Genomic DNA, 17,134 nt, shown 5'->3' on the forward strand with positions numbered 1-17,134 from the left:
CTAGGTCTGCGATCACGCCTCCCGATACCAGTCCTGGATGTTGTCGGTCCGGTTGGCCCAACCGGAGAGCGCCGGCCGCACCGTGTTGGAGCAGGCGTCCACGAGCAGGCGATGCATCACCGGAATGAACACGGTGTCCTGCCACAACAAGTCGTTGCACTTGATGTAGAGCGCCGCCCGCTTGACCGGGTCGGTCTCGGTCTCGGCCGCCGCAATGGCGGCATCATATTCCCCGTTGACATAGCGCGGGAAATTCTGGCCCTGCCACTTGTTCTCCTTGGCGGCCACGTTGGCGGAGATGTAGCGGCGCATGTGCAAGGCCGGATCGGGCTGTGTCATCGGAATCTGGAACATCTCGATGTCAGCATAGAACTTGGGGAAGGTGTCGGGGTTAGCCACATCAGACGAGAAAAACACCGAGGCGACGACGGATTTCAGCTCCACGTCGATGCCGGCCTTCTGGCAGGCCTGCTTAACGATCGCCTGAGTCTTCTGGCGCGGACCATTGGTGGAAGTCTGGTACAGGAGCTTCAGCTTCTTTCCGTCCTTTTCGCGGATACCATCCGTGCCGGCCTTCCAGCCGGCGTCGTCGAGCATCTTCGAGGCCTTCTCGACGCTAAACTCCCAAGAGGTGTTCTTGGACACGAACTTCTCGGGGCCGTTGAGGTAGTTGGCGGTCGTGCGGCCGGCGCGACCGTAAATCGCCTTCTTGACGGACTCGCGGTCCACCAGCAGCGCAAGCGCCTTGCGTACGTTCGGATCCGACAGGATCGGGTGCTTGGTCTTCATCGAGGACCGTTCGCCATCGACCTCGGTGTTGGGATCCGTGAAGTTGATCGCGATGAACTCGATGTCGCCACCCACGGCGTAAACGGTCTTGCCCTTGCCGCCCTTCTCCAGACGCAACAGCACGTCGTCTTCGACCTGCATGTTCCAGGCAAAGTCAAACTCGCCGGTCTGGATCACGGCGCGTGCCGCAGATACGGCATCGCCACCGCCCTTCATCTCGATAGTGTCGAAATACGGCCGGTTGGGCATGTGATAGTCGGGGTTGAGCTCGCCGCGGATCAGGTCGCCGGGCTTGAACTCGACGAATTTGTAGGGCCCGGTGCCGACCGGCGAAAGATTGTTCGGCGCCTCGCGAGACTTCGAGCCCTTGTAATCCGCGAACACATGCTTCGGGAGAACGCACCCGTAGGCGCCGACAAAGGCGTTTGCCCAGAACGGCGTGGGAGTCTTGAAAAGGATGCGAATCGAAAGATCGCTCACTTTCTCGACCGTGATCTCACCATAGGTGCTGATGGATACTGCGGCTGTGGCGGCATCGCTGGCATACTGCCAGGTGAACACAAAATCGTCGGCCGTGAGCGGCTTGCCGTCGTGCCATTTCACCCCGGGTTTGATTTTCCAAGTCACTGATTTGGCGTCGGCGGCCAGGCCGCCATTTGCAATCGACGGAATCTCTGCCGCTAGGATCGGGTTTAGATTGCCGTCGGCGTCCCAGCTTGCGAGCGGCTCGTAGAACAGGCGCGAGCCGTCCTGGTCTTTGGTGCCGGTGGCGAAATGCGGATTGAGCAGAGTGGGTCCTTGCCACCACAACAGCTTGAGAGGGCCCCCGCCGCCGCGCTTGGCCGGAGGATAGGGGTTCGGACTCTGCGCCATGGCGACGCCGCCAAGCGCGAGGATCTGGTTGGCCAAAGGCGCGGTGAGACCCACGGCAGCCAAGCGCTGAATGAAGGCGCGGCGGTCCATCCGACCGTCCTTGACGTCACCGATCATCGAACGCAGTTCTTTATCCAGCATGGTTATCCCCTGTCTGGTTCCCGTAAGGATGCAGGCGGTCGCGTGAGACGACGCCCAGGTTGGCTGGCGGTAGATGGCACACCGAATGGGGCGCGCGTCAACTGCGACCGTGTGTATGCAAACGGTCTTCTGACTGTCTGTTGGGCAAAACCATATTCCGCAGCCCATCCGTGCGGCAATCCAGCATCAAAACAGGCCGGATTCCGCGCTGCACTGCAGAAAATTTGTTCGTCGGATCAGACGAAGTATCGAGGCGAATTCTACGCCACGGACATGTCGAGCGGCGGCGCGACGTGGTCCGGCAGCGGACAGACGTAAGGCGTCTTGGCCGTCCGTTTCTCGAGGTCGGCCTTGGCGGCCTCGATCAGCTCCGGCTCGGTCAATGCCTTGATGCCGATGCCGGCCATCGCCTTGGCCGCCTGCACCATGGCCTTGTGCGCATGCGCGCTCTTGCCCTGCGCGACCACCTGCCAGGTGTGGAACGGCGTGCCGATTGCAACCGTCGGTGCGTGAACCTGCACCGTCGGCACCACCCAGCTCACGTCGCCGACGTCAGTCGAGCCGACCAGCGGATTACGCTTGGCATCGAGTGGCACCAGGAAGTCAGCAAGCGGCCGGTCGGTCGGCTCCATGCCGATCGCGTAATAGACCGACTCGATGTCCTTGTCGCTCAGCGTCGCGCGGATCTGGCTGGCAAAGCCGTTATCGGCGTCGTCGAAATGCGGCGGTCCGAGCTCTTCCATGACCCGGTGCAGCGCCTGTTCCAGCGGCGTGTTCGGCAGGATGTTGGAGACTGCGGAGATGATCTTCATCTCGACCTTGGTCTCGGTCATCAACGCCGCGCCGTCCGCGATCTTGCTCACGCGCCCGACCAGCTCGCTCATGCCGGGCAGATCACGGGCGCGGATCGAATAGCGCACGCGCGCGTGCGCCTGCACCACGTTGGGGGCGATGCCGCCGGTGTCCAGCAGCGCGTAGTGCACGCGTGCATCGCTCGGCATGTGCTCGCGCATGTAGTTTACGCCGACATTCATCAGCTCCACGGCGTCGAGCGCGGAACGGCCGAGATGCGGCGAGGCCGCCGCATGCGAGGTGCGGCCGGTGAAGATGAAGTCGGCGCGGGTGTTGGCGAGTGACGGCGTCACTGCGACTTCCCAGAAGCTGTGCGGATGCCAGGTGATGGCGATGTCGGCGTCTGCAAATGCGCCGGAGCGCACCATGAAGGCCTTTGCCGCGCCGCCTTCCTCCGCGGGGCAGCCGTAATAGCGCACGCGGCCCGGCACCTTGTTCTCGGCGAGCCAGTCCTTCACCGCGGTGGCGGCGAGGAGAGCTGCGGAACCGAGCAGATTGTGACCGCAGCCATGGCCGTGGCCGCCGGTCTCGACCGGACGATGCTCCGCGACGCCCGCCTCCTGGCTGAGGCCCGGCAGCGCGTCATATTCCCCCATGAAGGCGATGACCGGTCCGCCCTCGCCCCATTCGCCCATCACCGCGGTCGGAATGCCCGCGACGTTCTCGGTGATGCGATAACCCTGATGACGCAATTCGGCGAGATGTTCTGCGGCTGACCGCGCCTCGGTGTAGCACACCTCGGGCATGCCCCAGACCTTGTCGCTGAGATCGATGAAACGTGCCTTGATCGTGTCAATGCCACGCCAGATGTCGCTGCGGTTGTCCATGCTTCGGTCCGTGATCCCCAGGGTCAAACGAAGCGGCAATGGTTAGCAGCTTCGTTGGAAGGCGCCTAGCACCTCGCCGGACAGCAGCCATGCGGCCAATGCCGGAGGACCGCCCTAGGACAGTGCACGAACCGTTCCGGTGCCTTTCAAAGATTTCATGCGGCGTCTCCGGAATAGTTGGGGAACGAGGCTTTCAAGACGGCCTCCCCCGGCCTAAATTATCCGTGCTTCGCGCGTCGTTCCGCTAGCCACGGCGGAGCGATGCTCTCAGCCAGGAGAACTCCATGCCCGCCCTGACCGAATGGAGAGTGCCGCCGGCCAATCAGCCGCGTGCGAGCGATTACGGTTTCGATCTCGACCGCGCGCTCGCCTCCGTCGTCGGCTTGCATGCCATCATCCCGCCGGACGCTTTCAGCGCCGAGACACTGGGCACCGAACGCGCCGGCAACGGCGTCGTGATCGATGACGGGCTGGTGCTCACGATCGGTTATCTCATCACCGAAGCAGAGTCCGTGTGGCTGCATGTCGGAGACGGGCGCGTGGTGGAGGGACATGTGCTCGGCTTCGATGCCGTCACCGGCTTTGGCCTGGTGCAGGCACTCGGCCAGCTCGATGTCGAACCCTTGCCACTCGGCATCTCGGCCGAGACCCGGCTCGGCGACCGCGTCGTGGTCGGCGGCGCCGGCGGGCGCACGCGCTCGGTCGCAAGCCACATCGTGGCCAAGCAGGAATTCGCCGGCTACTGGGAATATCTGTTGGACGAGGCCATCTTCACCCATCCTGCGCACCCGAACTGGGGCGGCACGGCGCTCCTCAACCAGCGCGGCGAGCTGATCGGCATCGGCTCGCTGCAGCTCGAACGCGAACGCGACGGCAAGGCCGAGCACGTCAACATGATCGTGCCGATCGACCTGTTGACACCGATCCTGGACGATCTGCGCAAGTTCGGCCGCGTCAACAAGCCGGCACGGCCATGGCTCGGACTCTATTCGACGGAGATCGACAACCGCGTGGTGGTGATCGGGATCTCCGCCAACGGCCCGGCCGCCCGTGCCGAGCTCAAGACCGGCGATGTCATTCTCGCGGTGGCCGGCGACAAGGTCACGAGCCAGACCGCCTTCTACAACAAGCTGTGGGGCCTCGGCGCTGCCGGCGTCGACGTGCCGCTGACGGTACATCATGAAGGCGTCACCTTCGACGTCACGGTGACCTCCACCGATCGCTTCAAGCTGTTGAAGGCGCCGAAGCTGCACTGACAAACCGAACCGAAGCAAGGAAGCGACGATGAGCGAGGCCGTCGTTGACGACATCGTCTCCGTATTGCCGCCGCTGCTCAACGCGCTAGAGGCGCTCGGCTTCTTCCAGCGAAACCTGCACCCGCCGGCCTTCGCCTCCGTGATGAACGCGATCGGCGCTCCCGACGAGGCGCTGCAAACCGCGCGCGGGGCAGTCGGGGAATGGCCGGAGCAGTTCATCGGACTGCGCGAGCGGCTCGATCGTGCCTGCGACGAGACGCTCGCCGCCTTTGCTGGCCTCCGCGAGGTCGAGCGCGGCAATGGCGACCTCGTCGCGGTCTTCCGCGCGCTGCGCCATGTGCCGCGCGCGCAGGAGGCACTCTATCCGCTGGCGACGCAGTTTCCGCCGGTGAGCAGCTTCTTCCTCAACGCCGCCAATCGCGAGAATGCCGACCTGCTGTCGCGGCTGGAAGCCGGCGCGGGCGAGCACACCGGCATCGTTCACGATCACAACGAGCCCGGCAGCCGCGGCGGCTTTTCGGTCTACGTGCCCGAATATTACACGCCCGATCGCGCCATGCCGCTGGTGATGGCACTGCATGGCGGCAGCGGCAACGGCCGCGGTTTTCTGTGGAGCTGGCTGCGCGACGCCCGCAGTCTTGGTGCGATCCTGGTGGCGCCGACCGCGACCGGTCCGACCTGGGCGCTGATGGGGGACGACGCCGACACGCCCAATCTCATGCGCATTCTCGAAACCGTGCGCCGCCGCTGGACCATCGACGCCTCGCGCATGCTGCTGACAGGCATGAGCGACGGCGGCACCTTCTGCTATGTCACCGGGCTCGACGGCGCCTCGCCCTTCACGCATCTCGCGCCGGTGTCGGCGACCTTCCATCCGTTGATGGCGGAGATGGCCGACGCCACGCGCCTGCAGCGGCTGCCGATCTTCATCACGCACGGCAAGCTCGACTGGATGTTTCCGGTGCAGACCGCGCGGCAGACACAGGCCGCGCTCTCCGCTGCCGGCGCCGAGGTCACGTATCGCGAGATCGACGACCTCAGCCACACCTATCCGCGCGAGATCAACGCGGAGCTGGTACAGTGGCTGAATGGAGAATGAACAAGCTCTCCTTACCTCCGCCGTACTGCCGCGGAACCATCACTCCGGGCCGACGTTATCGCCCGTCACCGGAGGTCAGCCATGCGGATGTTTCTTGGAATGATTTTGGGCGCGCTGCTGCTTGCCTGCGGCGTGTACGTCTACGACTCCATGCAGACGTCGTCGGTCGCCAATGGCGAGGTCGCGACGACCAATCGCACCATCGTGAACTGGGATGTCGCCAAGGCCGATTGGGACGCGCTGCGCGATCGCGCGCACAAGGACTGGGTCCGCATCTCCTCGAAGTAACGAGGCCGTGTCGTGAATGAAATGAGGCGCCGTCGCGGGTCCGCGGCGGCGCCTTTGTGTTGCGCGGTGAATTTCGCTCGCGTCAGTTCATCTTGGCCTTGCGGGCGTCTGCGATGACCTGCTCGAACTCGTTCATGCTGAGCACGCCCGGCACGCGGTACTTGCCGACGATGAAGGATGGGGTGCCGCGAAATCCGAAGGCTTCCGCCTGCTCGTTGTTGCGCTTGAGCACGGCGTCGATATCCTTGGCGTGGTCGGTAAGATCGCGCTTCAACCGATCCATGTCGACGCCGGCGGCCGCGAGCAACTCGTTGATCCGTGGCTCGGTCAGGCGCGAGCTGACGCCCATCATGGCGTCATGGGCCTGATGGTACTTGTCCTGGAATTTCGCCGCGAGCGCGATCCGGGCCGCCGTGACCGAAACCGGCCCGAGAATCGGCCAATCCTTCATCACCAGCCTGACCTTGCCGTCGTCCTGGATGACCTGACGCAACTCGGGCTCGAGCTTGCGGCAATAGGGGCAGTTGTAGTCGGACCATTCGATAATGCTGATATTGCCGTCGGGATTACCGGCGACGGGAACATCGGGGTCGCGCAGCACCCTCGCTTCAGTGAGCACTTCGTCTTCGTCGGTGGCCGCGCGCGCCGAGGTGATCCCACCCGCCACAAGGGCGCCCGCCCCGATCAGGGTCAGTGCCGCGCGCCGCGTCGGCACAAGGCCTTTGTTCCTCAATCCAGCCATATCTCGTCCCGTTTCGGTCCCTTCTCCGTCGATACGGTTCGAGACCGGGAATTGTTACAGGTCATATAGACTGTCGCGGTGGCGATGTCATCGCACCAGCAGCGTGACCGCCAAGGGTACGAGGAAGGAGGTCACTAAAGCGTTCAGGCTCATGGCGATGCCGGAGAAGACGCCGGCGATCTCGTCGACCTGGAACGCACGCGCGGTCCCGATCCCGTGCGCAGCAAGGCCGGCGGCGAAGCCGCGGGCGCGGAAATCGGTAATGCCGGTGCGGTTCATCAGCGGCGTGACGATGATCGCGCCCATGATGCCGGTGAGAATGACCGCAACCGCGGTCACCGAGGGATCGGCGTGCAGGGATTCGGCGATGCCCATGGCAACGCCGGCCGTGACGGATTTCGGCGCGAGCGACAAAACCACGTCGCGCGGCAGACCGGCGAGCTCGGCCAGCAACACCACGGACACCACGGCTGTGACCGATCCAGCGACCAGCGCCACCAGCATCGGGACGATAGAGGGGACGACGCGCTTGCGGTTCTCGTAGAGCGGAACGGCCAGCGCGACCGTCGCTGGCCCCAGGAGGAAATGCACGAACTGCGCGCCGGCGAAATAGGTGGTGTAGGAGGTGCCGGTTAACAGCAGGAACGCGCCGACGATCCACATCGCATGCAGCACGGGGTTGGCGAGGGGATGACGCCGCGTCGCCAGCGACACCGCGTCCGTGCTCGCATAGACCAGCAGCGTCACGGTCAACCAAAGCAGCGGCGACTGCGAGAGATAGACCCAGAGCGAGAACGGATTGTCCTTCATCGCACGTCCTGTTGCCTCAACAAGCGGCTGACGAGGCTGAAGGTGAATACGGTTGCGAGCAGCGTGACGACCACCGACAGTGCGAGCACGAGGATGATGGCGATGCCGTGGGAGGCGAGCAGATCGAGCTTTTGCACGACGCCGACCCCGGCCGGCACGAACAGCGGCGACAGATGCGCCAACAGACCCTTGCTCGCCGTCTCGACGCCATCATCGCGCAGCGGCCCACGCGCGAGAAGCGCAAAGCGGTCGCGCGCGAGCAGCAGGATGAGGAGCAGCAAGAGGCCAAGCACCGGGCCAGGCACCGGCAGGCCGAGACTGCGCACGACGGCTTCGCCGATCAACTGGCAGAGCAGAATGAGACCAAGACTTGCAAGCATGATTCGGGCATCAAGGGATGCGCCGGCGGTCTTGTCAATCACCGCTATGCAGCGGTCGTGCGCGGTTCGTGCGAGGCCGCAACGCGCGGCAGCATCGCCATCAGCGTCCCGGTCATCGTGGCGATCAAACTGACCTTGCGGTCGTGCTCGGCAAACGCCTTGGCCTCGCAAAAAGTCAGCGTGCGGCCGGGCTTGACCACCTCTGCCTTGAAGACGAAACGCTCGCCCCGTGCCGGCGCGAGCAGGGTCGTCTTGAACTCGACGGTGAGGATGTCCGCCTCGCACGGCATAAGGGTGAAGGCCGCGACACCACAGGCATTGTCGAGTCCTGCGGTAATGATGCCGGCGTGGATAAAACCGTTCTGCTGCGTCAGGGCGGGCGAATGCAGCATGGCCAGTTCGACCTCGCCCGGCGCAAGCCGGACGATCACAATGCCGAGCGTGTGCATCGCCGGCTGGCGGTCGAACATGGCGATGGCGGCCGCGCGATAGCCCGGGTTCTTCGGCTCGTATGCGGCCATGGCTCAGGCCTCGGCGGGCTCGGCGAGATGGCTCAAAGCGACCGCGCGGATGGCATCCGTGAACGGCACGGATTTGCGCTGGCTACGGTCCATGTGCACACCGGTGATCTCGCAGAACGCCGCAATCTCGCCGGTCTCGGCATTGGTCATGTCGTGCCGGAAGCGGATCGATTTGTCGCGGACCTCGAGCAGATGACTGCGGATCTCGACCATGTCACCGGCGAGCAGCTCGCGCTTGTAGGTGATGTTCTGCTGCACGGCGGCCATGCCGAGGCCGGAACTGCGCAGATAGCTTGGCGTCAGCCCGAGACGGGCGAACAGATTCCAGTTGGCCTCGTCGAATTTGCCGACATACCACATGATATTCATGTGGCCGACGTGATCGCACTGCCATGAATAGACCGTGCCGCGATAGGTCGCCTCCTGCTCCATCGCAATTTCTCCTGGCCTTTTCTGCCCTTGATTGCTGATACGGTAGCGTATCAAGCTGCTTCCGCGTTAGCAATACGGCACCGTATCAAAAATCGGCGAGGCTCCCTGCATGAGTGACGGCAAAGGCGATGTCTGGGTCGAGGCAGGGTTCACCGAACTCGCCCGATCGGGGCTCGAGGGGGTGCGGGTCGAGGTGCTCGCCAAGAACCTGGGCGTCACCAAGGGCGGCTTCTACCGCCGCTTCGCGGACCGTGCCGCGCTGCTCGGTGCCATGCTGGAACGCTGGCGCGAGGGGCGCTCAATGGCGATCGCGCAGCAGACCAGCCTCGATGGCCAAGAGCCCCGTGAGCGGCTGAGGGCTGTGATCCAGCTCTATTCCGAGCGGCTCAATCCGGACGGGATGGCCATCGAGCTTGCGATCCGGCAATGGGCCCGTTCGGACGAGGGCGCCGCGGCAGCGGTGGCAAGCGTGGACGCAGCGCGGCTGAAGCACGTCGCCGAGCTCTACCGCGCGACCGGCCTGGAAGCCGAGGCGGCTGAAGCGCAGGCCTTCCTGTTCTACTGCTTCATCTTCGGCCAGAGCCTGCTGTTCGTCGAGCGCGGCCCGCGCAAGCGATCGCAGCTCGTGGCGAAATCGGCCGAGAAACTACTGGATTAAAGCAAGAGGCCGGAGCTTGGCCCCGGCCTCTGCATCGACGTGAAGCGTCAGGTGGCGCCCTTCAGCTTCTTGTTGCATTCGCTGTAGTAACCGCCGCCCTTCTCGATCCACTTCATGCCGCCATTACCGTTAGTGGTCTTGTTGGCGTTGTACTGGTCGACGCAGGTATGCAGGCGCCCCTTGCCGGGAGTCTCCTTGGCGTATTTCGGATCGACCGCGTTCGGATAGATCGCGGGGCCGGCCGGCAGGGTCGGTGCCGGAGCGGCAGCGGGGGCTTCCTTCTTCGCCTGCTTCGGCTCGGCGGGAGCGGCGGGCGCAGCAGGAGCGGCCGCGCTGGGCGCAGCCGCGGGTGTTGCGTCCGCACCGCACTGGGCTTTGCGGAAGTCATTCCACTTCGTGGTGCCGAGCGAGCCGTCTTTCTTGGCGGCCTGATATTTCGCGCTGCACTCCTGCGAGGTCAGCGCCTGCGCCGGCGCACTCGCCACCAGCGCGGCAAAGCCCGACAGCGCAACTGCACACAGCAACTTTGATTGAATGGTCATCCTTGGTCTCCTCCTTGATCTTCCCCCGCGGGAAGTTAACCCAGGATTGCTATCCTAGCGTGCCGCCGGCTCGCGACAAGGAAGCGATGGCTCCGGCCGTGAAAATATAGTGATCCCGCCCGTCCGAATTATTCATGTCGCGTTCAGCAAGGCGAGCCGACTTTCGCCCCCTTCGCAATTCCCGCAAGAAAAGTGCAGCACCATGACATTCACATCTCGCCTCGCCGTCGTCGCCCTCGCCTCCCTGTTCGCCACCGGCACCGCCTTCGCGCAGGCCGCCGCACCGGCGGCCAAGGCCGATACCAAGACCACAACTGCCGCCCCCACCGACAAGAAGGCGCCGAAGGAGCACTCGGCCGAATCGCTCGAATGCTCCAAGCAGGCGGACGCCAAGGCGCTGAAAGGTAAGGAGCGCAAGAATTTTCGCCGCGAGTGCATGAAGGAAGCGAAGGCCGGCACCGCCGCGCCGGCCGCCGACAAGAAGTAAATCCGTCACAGTACCGCTCGCGAACGTCAGCGAGACGCGTACGCATTGCGGTATGACGAGCCCGCAATTGTGCGCCTCTCGCTGATTTGCGATAAGGTGGCGTGAAGCAAATCACCGCCTCCCTGCCGTTCGAATGGCCAAGCCGTGCCGAGATCTTGAGCACGGTGGAAACGCTCGTCATCGGCACCGCCGGAGGCCTCATGTTTCTGGTCGCGGGCCTCCCCGGCGGATTGATTTCGGGCTCGATGATCGCGGTCGGGATCGCCGCGATCGCCGGACGACGGCTTACGCTGCCGCCGATCCTGACCCAGACCGTGCTGGTGCTGCTCGGCATTTCGTTAGGGTCAGTCGTCTCGCGTCACCTGCTTCAACAGGTCAGCGCCTATCCGCTCACCATCGGGCTGCTTGCGCTCGCGACCTTTTGCTCGACCTTCGGCTCGAGCTATTATCTCCAGCGCGTCCACGGCTGGGACCGCACCTCGGCCTTTCTCGCCGGCAGCCCCGGCGCGCTATCGCAGATCACGATTTTGGCGGTCGAGCGCGGCGCCGACCTGCCGGGCATCGCGGTGGTGCAGACCATGCGCGTGATCATCCTCACCGCGGCGCTGCCGATGGTGCTGGCGTTCGTCGGCGTCGCGCCCTCCGTCGCGCCGTCGCTGACGACGACGATCGCTTCGCCGCTCGACCTCGTCGAATTGGTCGCGGCCTCGCTGGCCGCGGCACTCCTCCTGCGGCTGATCAAGTTTCCGGCGAGCTGGATGTTCGGTGGGATGATCGGCTCAAGCGTGCTGCATGGGGTAGGCTGGGTCGAGGGCGGCCTGCCGGACTGGGTACGCGGCGTGGCGCTGGTCGGCATCGGCGCCTTGATCGGCAGCCGCTTCGCGCGGATGCGGATCAAGACGCTCGCGGGTCACATCAATGCTGCGCTGGGCTCGTTTACTGTCGCCATCGCCGTCTCCGCGATCTTCGTCGGCATCGTGGCGCTTACCACACAGGTGAAATTCTCCGACATCGTGGTCGCCTACGCACCAGGCGCGATGGACGCCATGCTGGCGCTGGCCCTGACGCTGCACATCGACCCGATCTTCGTCGGCGCACATCACCTCTCGCGTTTCGTCTTCGTGACGATCGCGACGCCTGGCATCGTGCACCTGTTCGGCCGCACGCAGGACGACGTGGATGATTGAGCCTCAGCGCTTCGCCGTCGCCGCAAATCCCCAGGTGGCGATCGCGGCCATCAAGAGCGAGATCAGCAAATTGTAGCCGGCAAGCGAGAGGCCGAGGAAGCGCCACTGCACCTCGTCGCAGCGGACCACCTTCACGGTGTCGAGCCGCGACAGCAGGTCGGTGGCGCTGCCGAGATTGCCGACGGGACCGGAGCAGTCGGTCGGTCCCTTCCAAAAGCCCCATTCGACGCCGGCGTGATAGCTGCCGAGCCCCGCATTGGCGAAGCTCGCCAGAGCAAGGATCGCAAGGCCCGCGAGCAGCAGCGGCCGCGGCGCACCGCCTCGCGCCGCGAGTGCGATGAGCAGGCCGAGCGGGATCGCGAGGTAATAGGCGTAGCGCTGCTCCAGGCAGAGCGGACAGGGCACGATCCCGAGCACCAGCTGGAAGAACCAGGCGCCCGCGATGGTCGCGGCTGCAATCAGCGTCACCGCGAGCGAAGCGGTCAGCGCGGGGTTCGTGGCCGCCGGTTTGAACGCAGGTATTGCGGCACTGTGGCTCGTCACGGCAGCCTCTTTCGGATGGACGCAGATCTAAGCCTCTAGCTCCGCCCCATGCGGCTGTCGAGAACGCTGGGATCACTTTGGCGCGGGTTGACCCCGTCCGGTCCATGGCTATAGTCCGCCGGCTTCGCGACGCCCTGTTTGGGGCTGACCGAGGGCCCCTGTGGCGGAACTGGTAGACGCGCTCGACTCAAAATCGAGTTCCGCAAGGAGTGCTGGTTCGATTCCGGCCAGGGGCACCAACTAAGTTGTTCGGGCTCGTTCGAGAGCGTCCGCAGCCGTGCGCACAGCGCTCCAAGGCCTTGAAAAATAGGCACTTCTGCATAAGTCGGTGTTCGTCACCGTTTGTTCTCATCCGACCCCAGCCGCGCGATTTGTTGGTATTTTTGTTGGTATCGGGAGAACAGACGTTCACCGTGACTTCCGCTGTTCCGAACGATGGAATTGAGCAGATGGCTCGCAAGAACGACGGCGCGCACGCAAATCCCAAGCAGATCAGGAGCGACGTCGACTGCCGCGCCGCCCGACCGAAATTTGGGGGCGGCGCGTGGAGCCCGGCCAAGATTTCCGACGTGACCGGCGGCGGCCTCTATCTATTCGTCACGCCCGACGTGAGTACGCCCGGGCACGCTGCTTCCAAACTCTGGCGGGTGAGCTACCGCTTCCAAGGCCGTCAGAAAACCTACTCCATTGGCCCTTACGGCAATGGCAGCGATGGCTCGTTCTCTCTTGCTGACGCGCGGCGCGAGCGCGACAAGGCCAAAGAGCAGCTTAAGGAAGGAAAAGATCCGAGCACCGAGAAGCAGCTGGACAAGCAGAGGCAGGCGGCCGCCCGGTCTTTCGGGCAATGGGCGGACGAGTGGCTCGCGAAGAAGAAAGTGGAGAAAGTCAAACGCGGCAGGATCGTAGCGGTGCGCGATCCCAAGACCATCGAGGTGCTTGAGCTTCGCGTCGGCTACGTCAAGGGCCGCTTCGGCAAGCTGTGCAGGCAGGACATTAAGCGTCCGGACGTGCTCGCTTTCATGCGTTCATATGAAGCCGACGGGAAGCTGGAAACCCGCGACCGCGTGCGCAGCATCGGTGAGCAAATCTGCGACTATGCCGATGTCGAAGGAGACGGCTACAATCCATTCCGCAACCTGAATGGGCAGATGATTGCGAACATTTCGACGCCTCGTCCTGGCGTCACCGAACCACGCGACGTGACGCGCGTTTTCAAGCTCATCAGCGCACCGTGGACGAGAGCGAGGTTTAGTGACGTTGTTGGCCTTGCGTTACGCTTCGACGCGCTGACCGTTCCTCGCCCCGGGATGGTCAATGAAATGGAGTGGACCGAGGTCGATTGGGACACCGAACGCTGGACTGTTCCAGCCGCCAAGATGAAGACCGGCTGGGACCACGTCGTGCCTCTGTCTCGCCAGGCACTTGCGATTCTTAGGAGCGTTCAGAAGCTAACGGGTCATCGCCGGTACGCGTTCTCCTGCTCGAGGGACACGCCGCTGTCGAACAACACGCTCAACAAGCGCTTGCGGCTGCTTGGCATCGACACCAAGACTGAACATTGTGCCCACGGGTTTCGGACCACCTTCTCGACCTTGTCTCACCACGAAGAGATCAAGGACGCCAAAGCGTGGGACGGTGATGTCGTCGAGCTGCAGCTCGCGCATCTCGATAGCTCTACCGTCGAAGGTCTCTATAAGAAGCACGGACCGCTCGCGCTGATCGGCTCGCGCACAAAGTTGATGCAGCATTGGGCTGATCGGATTGACCACTGGCTCGATCCCAAGAGCGTCATTCCGATCAAGGGAGGTGCGTGGCGCTGAGGGCGCCTATCAGGCTGATTAACGCTTGGTCACGCCGAAATAGTTGTGCCTACAAGTTCAAGAAGCGATCGCACTATCACCAAGCGCCGACGCCCAATCGTTGTTGTGACAAGTTGGCCCGATCCAATCAACTCATAAAGCTTCGTGCGTCCCAAGCCCGTTACCGTGCAGGCCTCGTCCACCGTGCAGCTGAGTCGCTCCCGAAACGGGACCACTTTCGCGTCGCGATCGTTCGTAGGAGAAAACGGGCTTTTGGGCGAGCTCCGCCCATCCTCTTCCGATAGGTCATCCGTCATAGCCTCTCCTTGTCACGAAAGCAGTCGCGTGGTTACAGCGCGCTGGAGACAGATCGGATTAGCAAAACCCAATAGTGAAGGCAGTTCAACAGCTTCGAAAATTCACGAACTGAGCTGCGGCAATTTCAATCGAGTTACGCCACATGCACATCAAGCCCAGGCAAGCTTCGGCGCATGTGGTGAAACTGTTCAATATGGCGTGAGCGGTCCAAGTGCCATGAGCTAACTGCCGCGGAAGAACGAGAGAGAGAGAGAGAGAGAGAGATTAACGAGGATATCGCCAAGACGCGTCGGTCCCACCGCTCATAACGGTCTAGTTGCAGGTTCGAGTCCTGCCGGGCTCACCAAGAATAGCAGTATCTTACTCGGTCCCCGTTGCCGTTGGCGCGGCTACCGCACCAGATTAGCCCACTTTCTGTTCGTGAGCGAGCTCGCGCACCGCAATCCGCTTGATGGCACTTGGGCGACGGTGAATGTAAACGTCGCGCACTCATCGGTTGGAGATACTCCGACAGAGCCGCTGATTAAGAGGCGTATGATTTCTCAGTAAGATCAATGGCCATTCCGACAAACGTCTCATTGAACGTGCATTGAACCCACAATTGGATTTCCATTTGTCGGAATGGCCCCGGTATCAAATACGCGCAGCTCGCGAGAACCTACAGGACGAGCTGTCGGGGGTTCGAGTCAGGAAGAGCGCTACCGCCTTTCCCCACACTCATCGGAGCTGCAATTCCTTGTTAGGTTTTCGGCGTGAGGGCCCCCAACGTGAGCCAATTTTTTGCGCTTCTGTCGCTGAATTCTGAGAGGCCTCGCCGCCCGGATCGCGACAGAAACTTTCTGAGCTGCCGGTACACACGCTGCCTTCTAAAGGATTGAAAACCCCGACTCTCGTTTCAACCCGAGATGGTCTAAATTGGGCTAACGTCGGGATAGCAGAGGCAGTTCGACAACCTTCAAGAAATCCCGATGCCGCCCTCGCGGTACGCTTCGTGGAAAGTGACCGCTTCGGATAGGCTCCTAATGGCATGAATTTCTCATCTGAAGATCAACGCATTTGCGCGTCAAGGGTCGGCTTGCGCCATTGCAGTCGATCACCGGCGCATGAGGCTGCCGCATGAACGCTCCCGCATGGCAACACGCGATCATCATCGGCGGGGGCGCCAGCGGCGTTCTGCTCGCCTATCAACTGCTGAAGAACCCCGCCTCGGACCTTAGTGTGACCCTGATCGAGCGGCGGCCCGAGATCGGACGCGGTGTCGCCTATCACACCGGCAATCCCGAGCACCTTTTGAATGTGCGGGTTGGGAATATGAGCGCACTCCCGGACGAGCCCGAACACTTTTGGAGGTGGCTTTGCACACGTCCCGACGGTCCAATGTGCCCGGATCCCTATTGCTTCGTGCCGCGTCGGATCTATGGCGACTATCTCGCAGGCCTCATCGAGTCCCTGACGTCGAACGGCGGAGCGGCGCGCCTGGCCGTCGTGCAAGGCGAATGCGTCTCGGTCCAGGAAGGTCCTGCCGGCGTTGCGGTCACGTTGGACGACGGCCGGCAGTTCACTGGCGATTTCGCGATCTGCGCCACCGGCCATGATGCCGCGGCCGTTAACTTTCACTGTCATGTCGATCCCTGGACTTCGCTGTCCGCGGTCGGTGTCGACAGGCTCGCAACGGTTCTGATCCTCGGCTCCGGCCTCACTATGGCCGACTATGTCCTCTCCCTGCTCCGCAGCGGACATCAAGGGCAGATTGTCGTGCTGTCACGCCGCGGCCTGCTGGCGAAGGGCCATCGACGGGTCGATTCCTTGCGGATTGAGGAGCGCGAGGTTCCGTTCGGGGCCAGCATCACCGTTCTGTTGCGCTGGTTCCGTCAACGCGCCGAAGCGCATATTGCAAGTGGGGGTGACTGGCGTAGCGTGATCGATGGACTGAGGCCCTTCACGCAGCGGCTGTGGCTTCAGCTTCCAGACGCCTCCAAACGGCGCTTTCTGGAACACGCCCGCGCCTGGTGGGACGTTCACCGCCATCGCATGGCGCCGGAAGTGGAGCATCGCCTCGGAGAGGCGATTGCTGCACGGCGCGTCGTCGTGATCCCGGGCAAGCTCTCCGCGATCACCCCGAAAGAGCGAGGGGCGCTGGTTCGCTTTCGCAGGCGCGGCTGCACCGAGCTGTCGGAGCTTCAAGTCGGCGCGATCGTCGATTGCACCGGTCTCGTCAAGGATCCCGCCACGTCCAGCAACCCGGCCATACGCAGCCTGCTGGAGCAGGGGTTCGCACGCGTCGACCCCCTACATATCGGCATCGAAATCGGCACGGACTGCGCCATCGTCGCTCGCAACGGATCTTCCTCGCGACGGCTGTTCGCGATCGGGCCGCTCACGCGGGCGGCCTTCTGGGAGATCATCGCAATTCCCGACATCCGCAACCAATGCGCCGAACTCGCCGCACGCCTGATTGAACGCTCCGGCCAAACCGGTAAAGGACGAGACGGCCAGACAAGCAATCTCAGGGATCGTGCTGTATGATTTATATTCCTGTGGTAGAATTCGTCATCGCTTCCGGCGAGGACGCAGGAGCTGCTCGATCGCG

At 63.2% G+C, this 17,134-nt stretch carries 17 protein-coding genes and 2 tRNA genes; 10 read left to right on the forward strand and 9 right to left on the reverse strand.

Features of this window, described 5'->3' with window-relative positions; genetic code table 11:
• Positions 1 to 12 precede the first annotated feature (12 nt).
• Both IVA88_RS15935 and IVA88_RS15940 read right to left on the reverse strand, forming a co-directional pair.
• A complete protein-coding gene (locus tag IVA88_RS15935; protein WP_247498427.1) occupies positions 13 to 1,803 on the reverse strand; it encodes a peptide ABC transporter substrate-binding protein in 1,791 nt (596 codons plus the stop codon).
• Positions 1,804 to 2,063: 260 nt separating this feature from the next.
• Positions 2,064 to 3,482 (reverse strand): M20 family metallopeptidase, encoded by a 1,419-nt coding sequence (locus IVA88_RS15940; protein ID WP_247498186.1) that lies wholly within the window; start codon positions 3,480 to 3,482, stop codon positions 2,064 to 2,066.
• Positions 3,483 to 3,766: 284 nt separating this feature from the next.
• On the opposite strand from IVA88_RS15940, the gene IVA88_RS15945 reads away from it, so the two are divergent.
• The 3 genes from IVA88_RS15945 to IVA88_RS15955 all read left to right on the forward strand — a co-directional run bounded on the left by IVA88_RS15945 (position 3,767) and on the right by IVA88_RS15955 (position 6,125).
• Positions 3,767 to 4,738 (forward strand): S1C family serine protease, encoded by a 972-nt coding sequence (locus IVA88_RS15945; RefSeq protein WP_247498187.1) that lies wholly within the window; start codon positions 3,767 to 3,769, stop codon positions 4,736 to 4,738.
• Between the two features lie 28 nt (positions 4,739 to 4,766).
• A complete protein-coding gene (locus tag IVA88_RS15950; protein ID WP_247498188.1) occupies positions 4,767 to 5,837 on the forward strand; it encodes a phospholipase in 1,071 nt (356 codons plus the stop codon).
• Positions 5,838 to 5,918: 81 nt separating this feature from the next.
• Positions 5,919 to 6,125 carry a hypothetical protein gene (locus IVA88_RS15955; RefSeq protein WP_211400393.1) on the forward strand — a complete coding sequence of 69 codons (207 nt, stop codon included), beginning with the start codon at positions 5,919 to 5,921 and terminating at the stop codon, positions 6,123 to 6,125.
• An 82-nt stretch (positions 6,126 to 6,207) separates the two neighbouring features.
• On the opposite strand, the gene IVA88_RS15960 is transcribed toward IVA88_RS15955, so the two are convergent.
• The 5 genes from IVA88_RS15960 to IVA88_RS15980 all read right to left on the reverse strand — a co-directional run bounded on the left by IVA88_RS15960 (position 6,208) and on the right by IVA88_RS15980 (position 9,010).
• Positions 6,208 to 6,867, reverse strand: a complete 660-nt coding sequence (locus tag IVA88_RS15960; protein ID WP_247498189.1) for a DsbA family protein — start codon at positions 6,865 to 6,867, stop codon at positions 6,208 to 6,210.
• Positions 6,868 to 6,954: 87 nt separating this feature from the next.
• Positions 6,955 to 7,677 (reverse strand): LrgB family protein, encoded by a 723-nt coding sequence (locus IVA88_RS15965; RefSeq protein ID WP_247498190.1) that lies wholly within the window; start codon positions 7,675 to 7,677, stop codon positions 6,955 to 6,957.
• Complete coding sequence (locus IVA88_RS15970; RefSeq protein WP_247498191.1) at positions 7,674 to 8,057, reverse strand: CidA/LrgA family protein; 384 nt, start codon at positions 8,055 to 8,057, stop codon at positions 7,674 to 7,676. Before IVA88_RS15970 ends, IVA88_RS15965 begins: the two co-directional genes overlap by 4 nt.
• Before the next feature lie 44 nt (positions 8,058 to 8,101).
• Positions 8,102 to 8,578 carry a PaaI family thioesterase gene (locus tag IVA88_RS15975; RefSeq protein ID WP_247498192.1) on the reverse strand — a complete coding sequence of 159 codons (477 nt, stop codon included), beginning with the start codon at positions 8,576 to 8,578 and terminating at the stop codon, positions 8,102 to 8,104.
• 3 nt (positions 8,579 to 8,581) lie between these two features.
• A complete protein-coding gene (locus IVA88_RS15980) occupies positions 8,582 to 9,010 on the reverse strand; it encodes an acyl-CoA thioesterase (protein WP_247498193.1) in 429 nt (142 codons plus the stop codon).
• 109 nt (positions 9,011 to 9,119) lie between these two features.
• Here IVA88_RS15980 and IVA88_RS15985 point away from each other — a divergent pair, with 109 nt between their 5' ends.
• On the forward strand, positions 9,120 to 9,668 hold the full coding sequence (locus IVA88_RS15985) for a TetR/AcrR family transcriptional regulator (protein ID WP_247498194.1): 549 nt from the start codon (positions 9,120 to 9,122) through the stop codon (positions 9,666 to 9,668).
• A 47-nt stretch (positions 9,669 to 9,715) separates the two neighbouring features.
• On the opposite strand, the gene IVA88_RS15990 is transcribed toward IVA88_RS15985, so the two are convergent.
• On the reverse strand, positions 9,716 to 10,210 hold the full coding sequence (locus IVA88_RS15990) for a hypothetical protein (protein ID WP_247498195.1): 495 nt from the start codon (positions 10,208 to 10,210) through the stop codon (positions 9,716 to 9,718).
• A gap of 202 nt (positions 10,211 to 10,412) precedes the next feature.
• Between IVA88_RS15990 and IVA88_RS15995 the strand changes: the two genes are divergently transcribed.
• The gene (locus IVA88_RS15995; RefSeq protein ID WP_247498196.1) at positions 10,413 to 10,697 is read left to right on the forward strand and encodes a PsiF family protein; all 285 of its coding nucleotides are present in this window, start codon (positions 10,413 to 10,415) and stop codon (positions 10,695 to 10,697) included.
• A 101-nt stretch (positions 10,698 to 10,798) separates the two neighbouring features.
• Complete coding sequence (locus IVA88_RS16000; RefSeq protein ID WP_247498197.1) at positions 10,799 to 11,884, forward strand: AbrB family transcriptional regulator; 1,086 nt, start codon at positions 10,799 to 10,801, stop codon at positions 11,882 to 11,884.
• Positions 11,885 to 11,887: 3 nt separating this feature from the next.
• Here the strand turns inward: IVA88_RS16000 and IVA88_RS16005 are convergent, their stop codons facing one another.
• Positions 11,888 to 12,427, reverse strand: a complete 540-nt coding sequence (locus IVA88_RS16005; RefSeq protein WP_247498198.1) for a disulfide bond formation protein B — start codon at positions 12,425 to 12,427, stop codon at positions 11,888 to 11,890.
• Positions 12,428 to 12,581: 154 nt separating this feature from the next.
• On the opposite strand from IVA88_RS16005, the gene IVA88_RS16010 reads away from it, so the two are divergent.
• The 4 genes from IVA88_RS16010 to IVA88_RS16025 all read left to right on the forward strand — a co-directional run bounded on the left by IVA88_RS16010 (position 12,582) and on the right by IVA88_RS16025 (position 17,070).
• Positions 12,582 to 12,666, forward strand: a tRNA-Leu gene (locus IVA88_RS16010).
• Positions 12,667 to 12,876: 210 nt separating this feature from the next.
• Complete coding sequence (locus tag IVA88_RS16015) at positions 12,877 to 14,247, forward strand: site-specific integrase (protein ID WP_247498199.1); 1,371 nt, start codon at positions 12,877 to 12,879, stop codon at positions 14,245 to 14,247.
• A 555-nt stretch (positions 14,248 to 14,802) separates the two neighbouring features.
• Positions 14,803 to 14,890, forward strand: a tRNA-Met gene (locus tag IVA88_RS16020).
• A 770-nt stretch (positions 14,891 to 15,660) separates the two neighbouring features.
• Positions 15,661 to 17,070 carry an FAD-dependent oxidoreductase gene (locus IVA88_RS16025; RefSeq protein WP_247498200.1) on the forward strand — a complete coding sequence of 470 codons (1,410 nt, stop codon included), beginning with the start codon at positions 15,661 to 15,663 and terminating at the stop codon, positions 17,068 to 17,070.
• The last annotated feature ends 64 nt before the right edge of the window (positions 17,071 to 17,134 follow it).

This window comes from Bradyrhizobium sp. 149 (assembly GCF_023073915.1).
GTDB lineage: Bacteria > Pseudomonadota > Alphaproteobacteria > Rhizobiales > Xanthobacteraceae > Bradyrhizobium.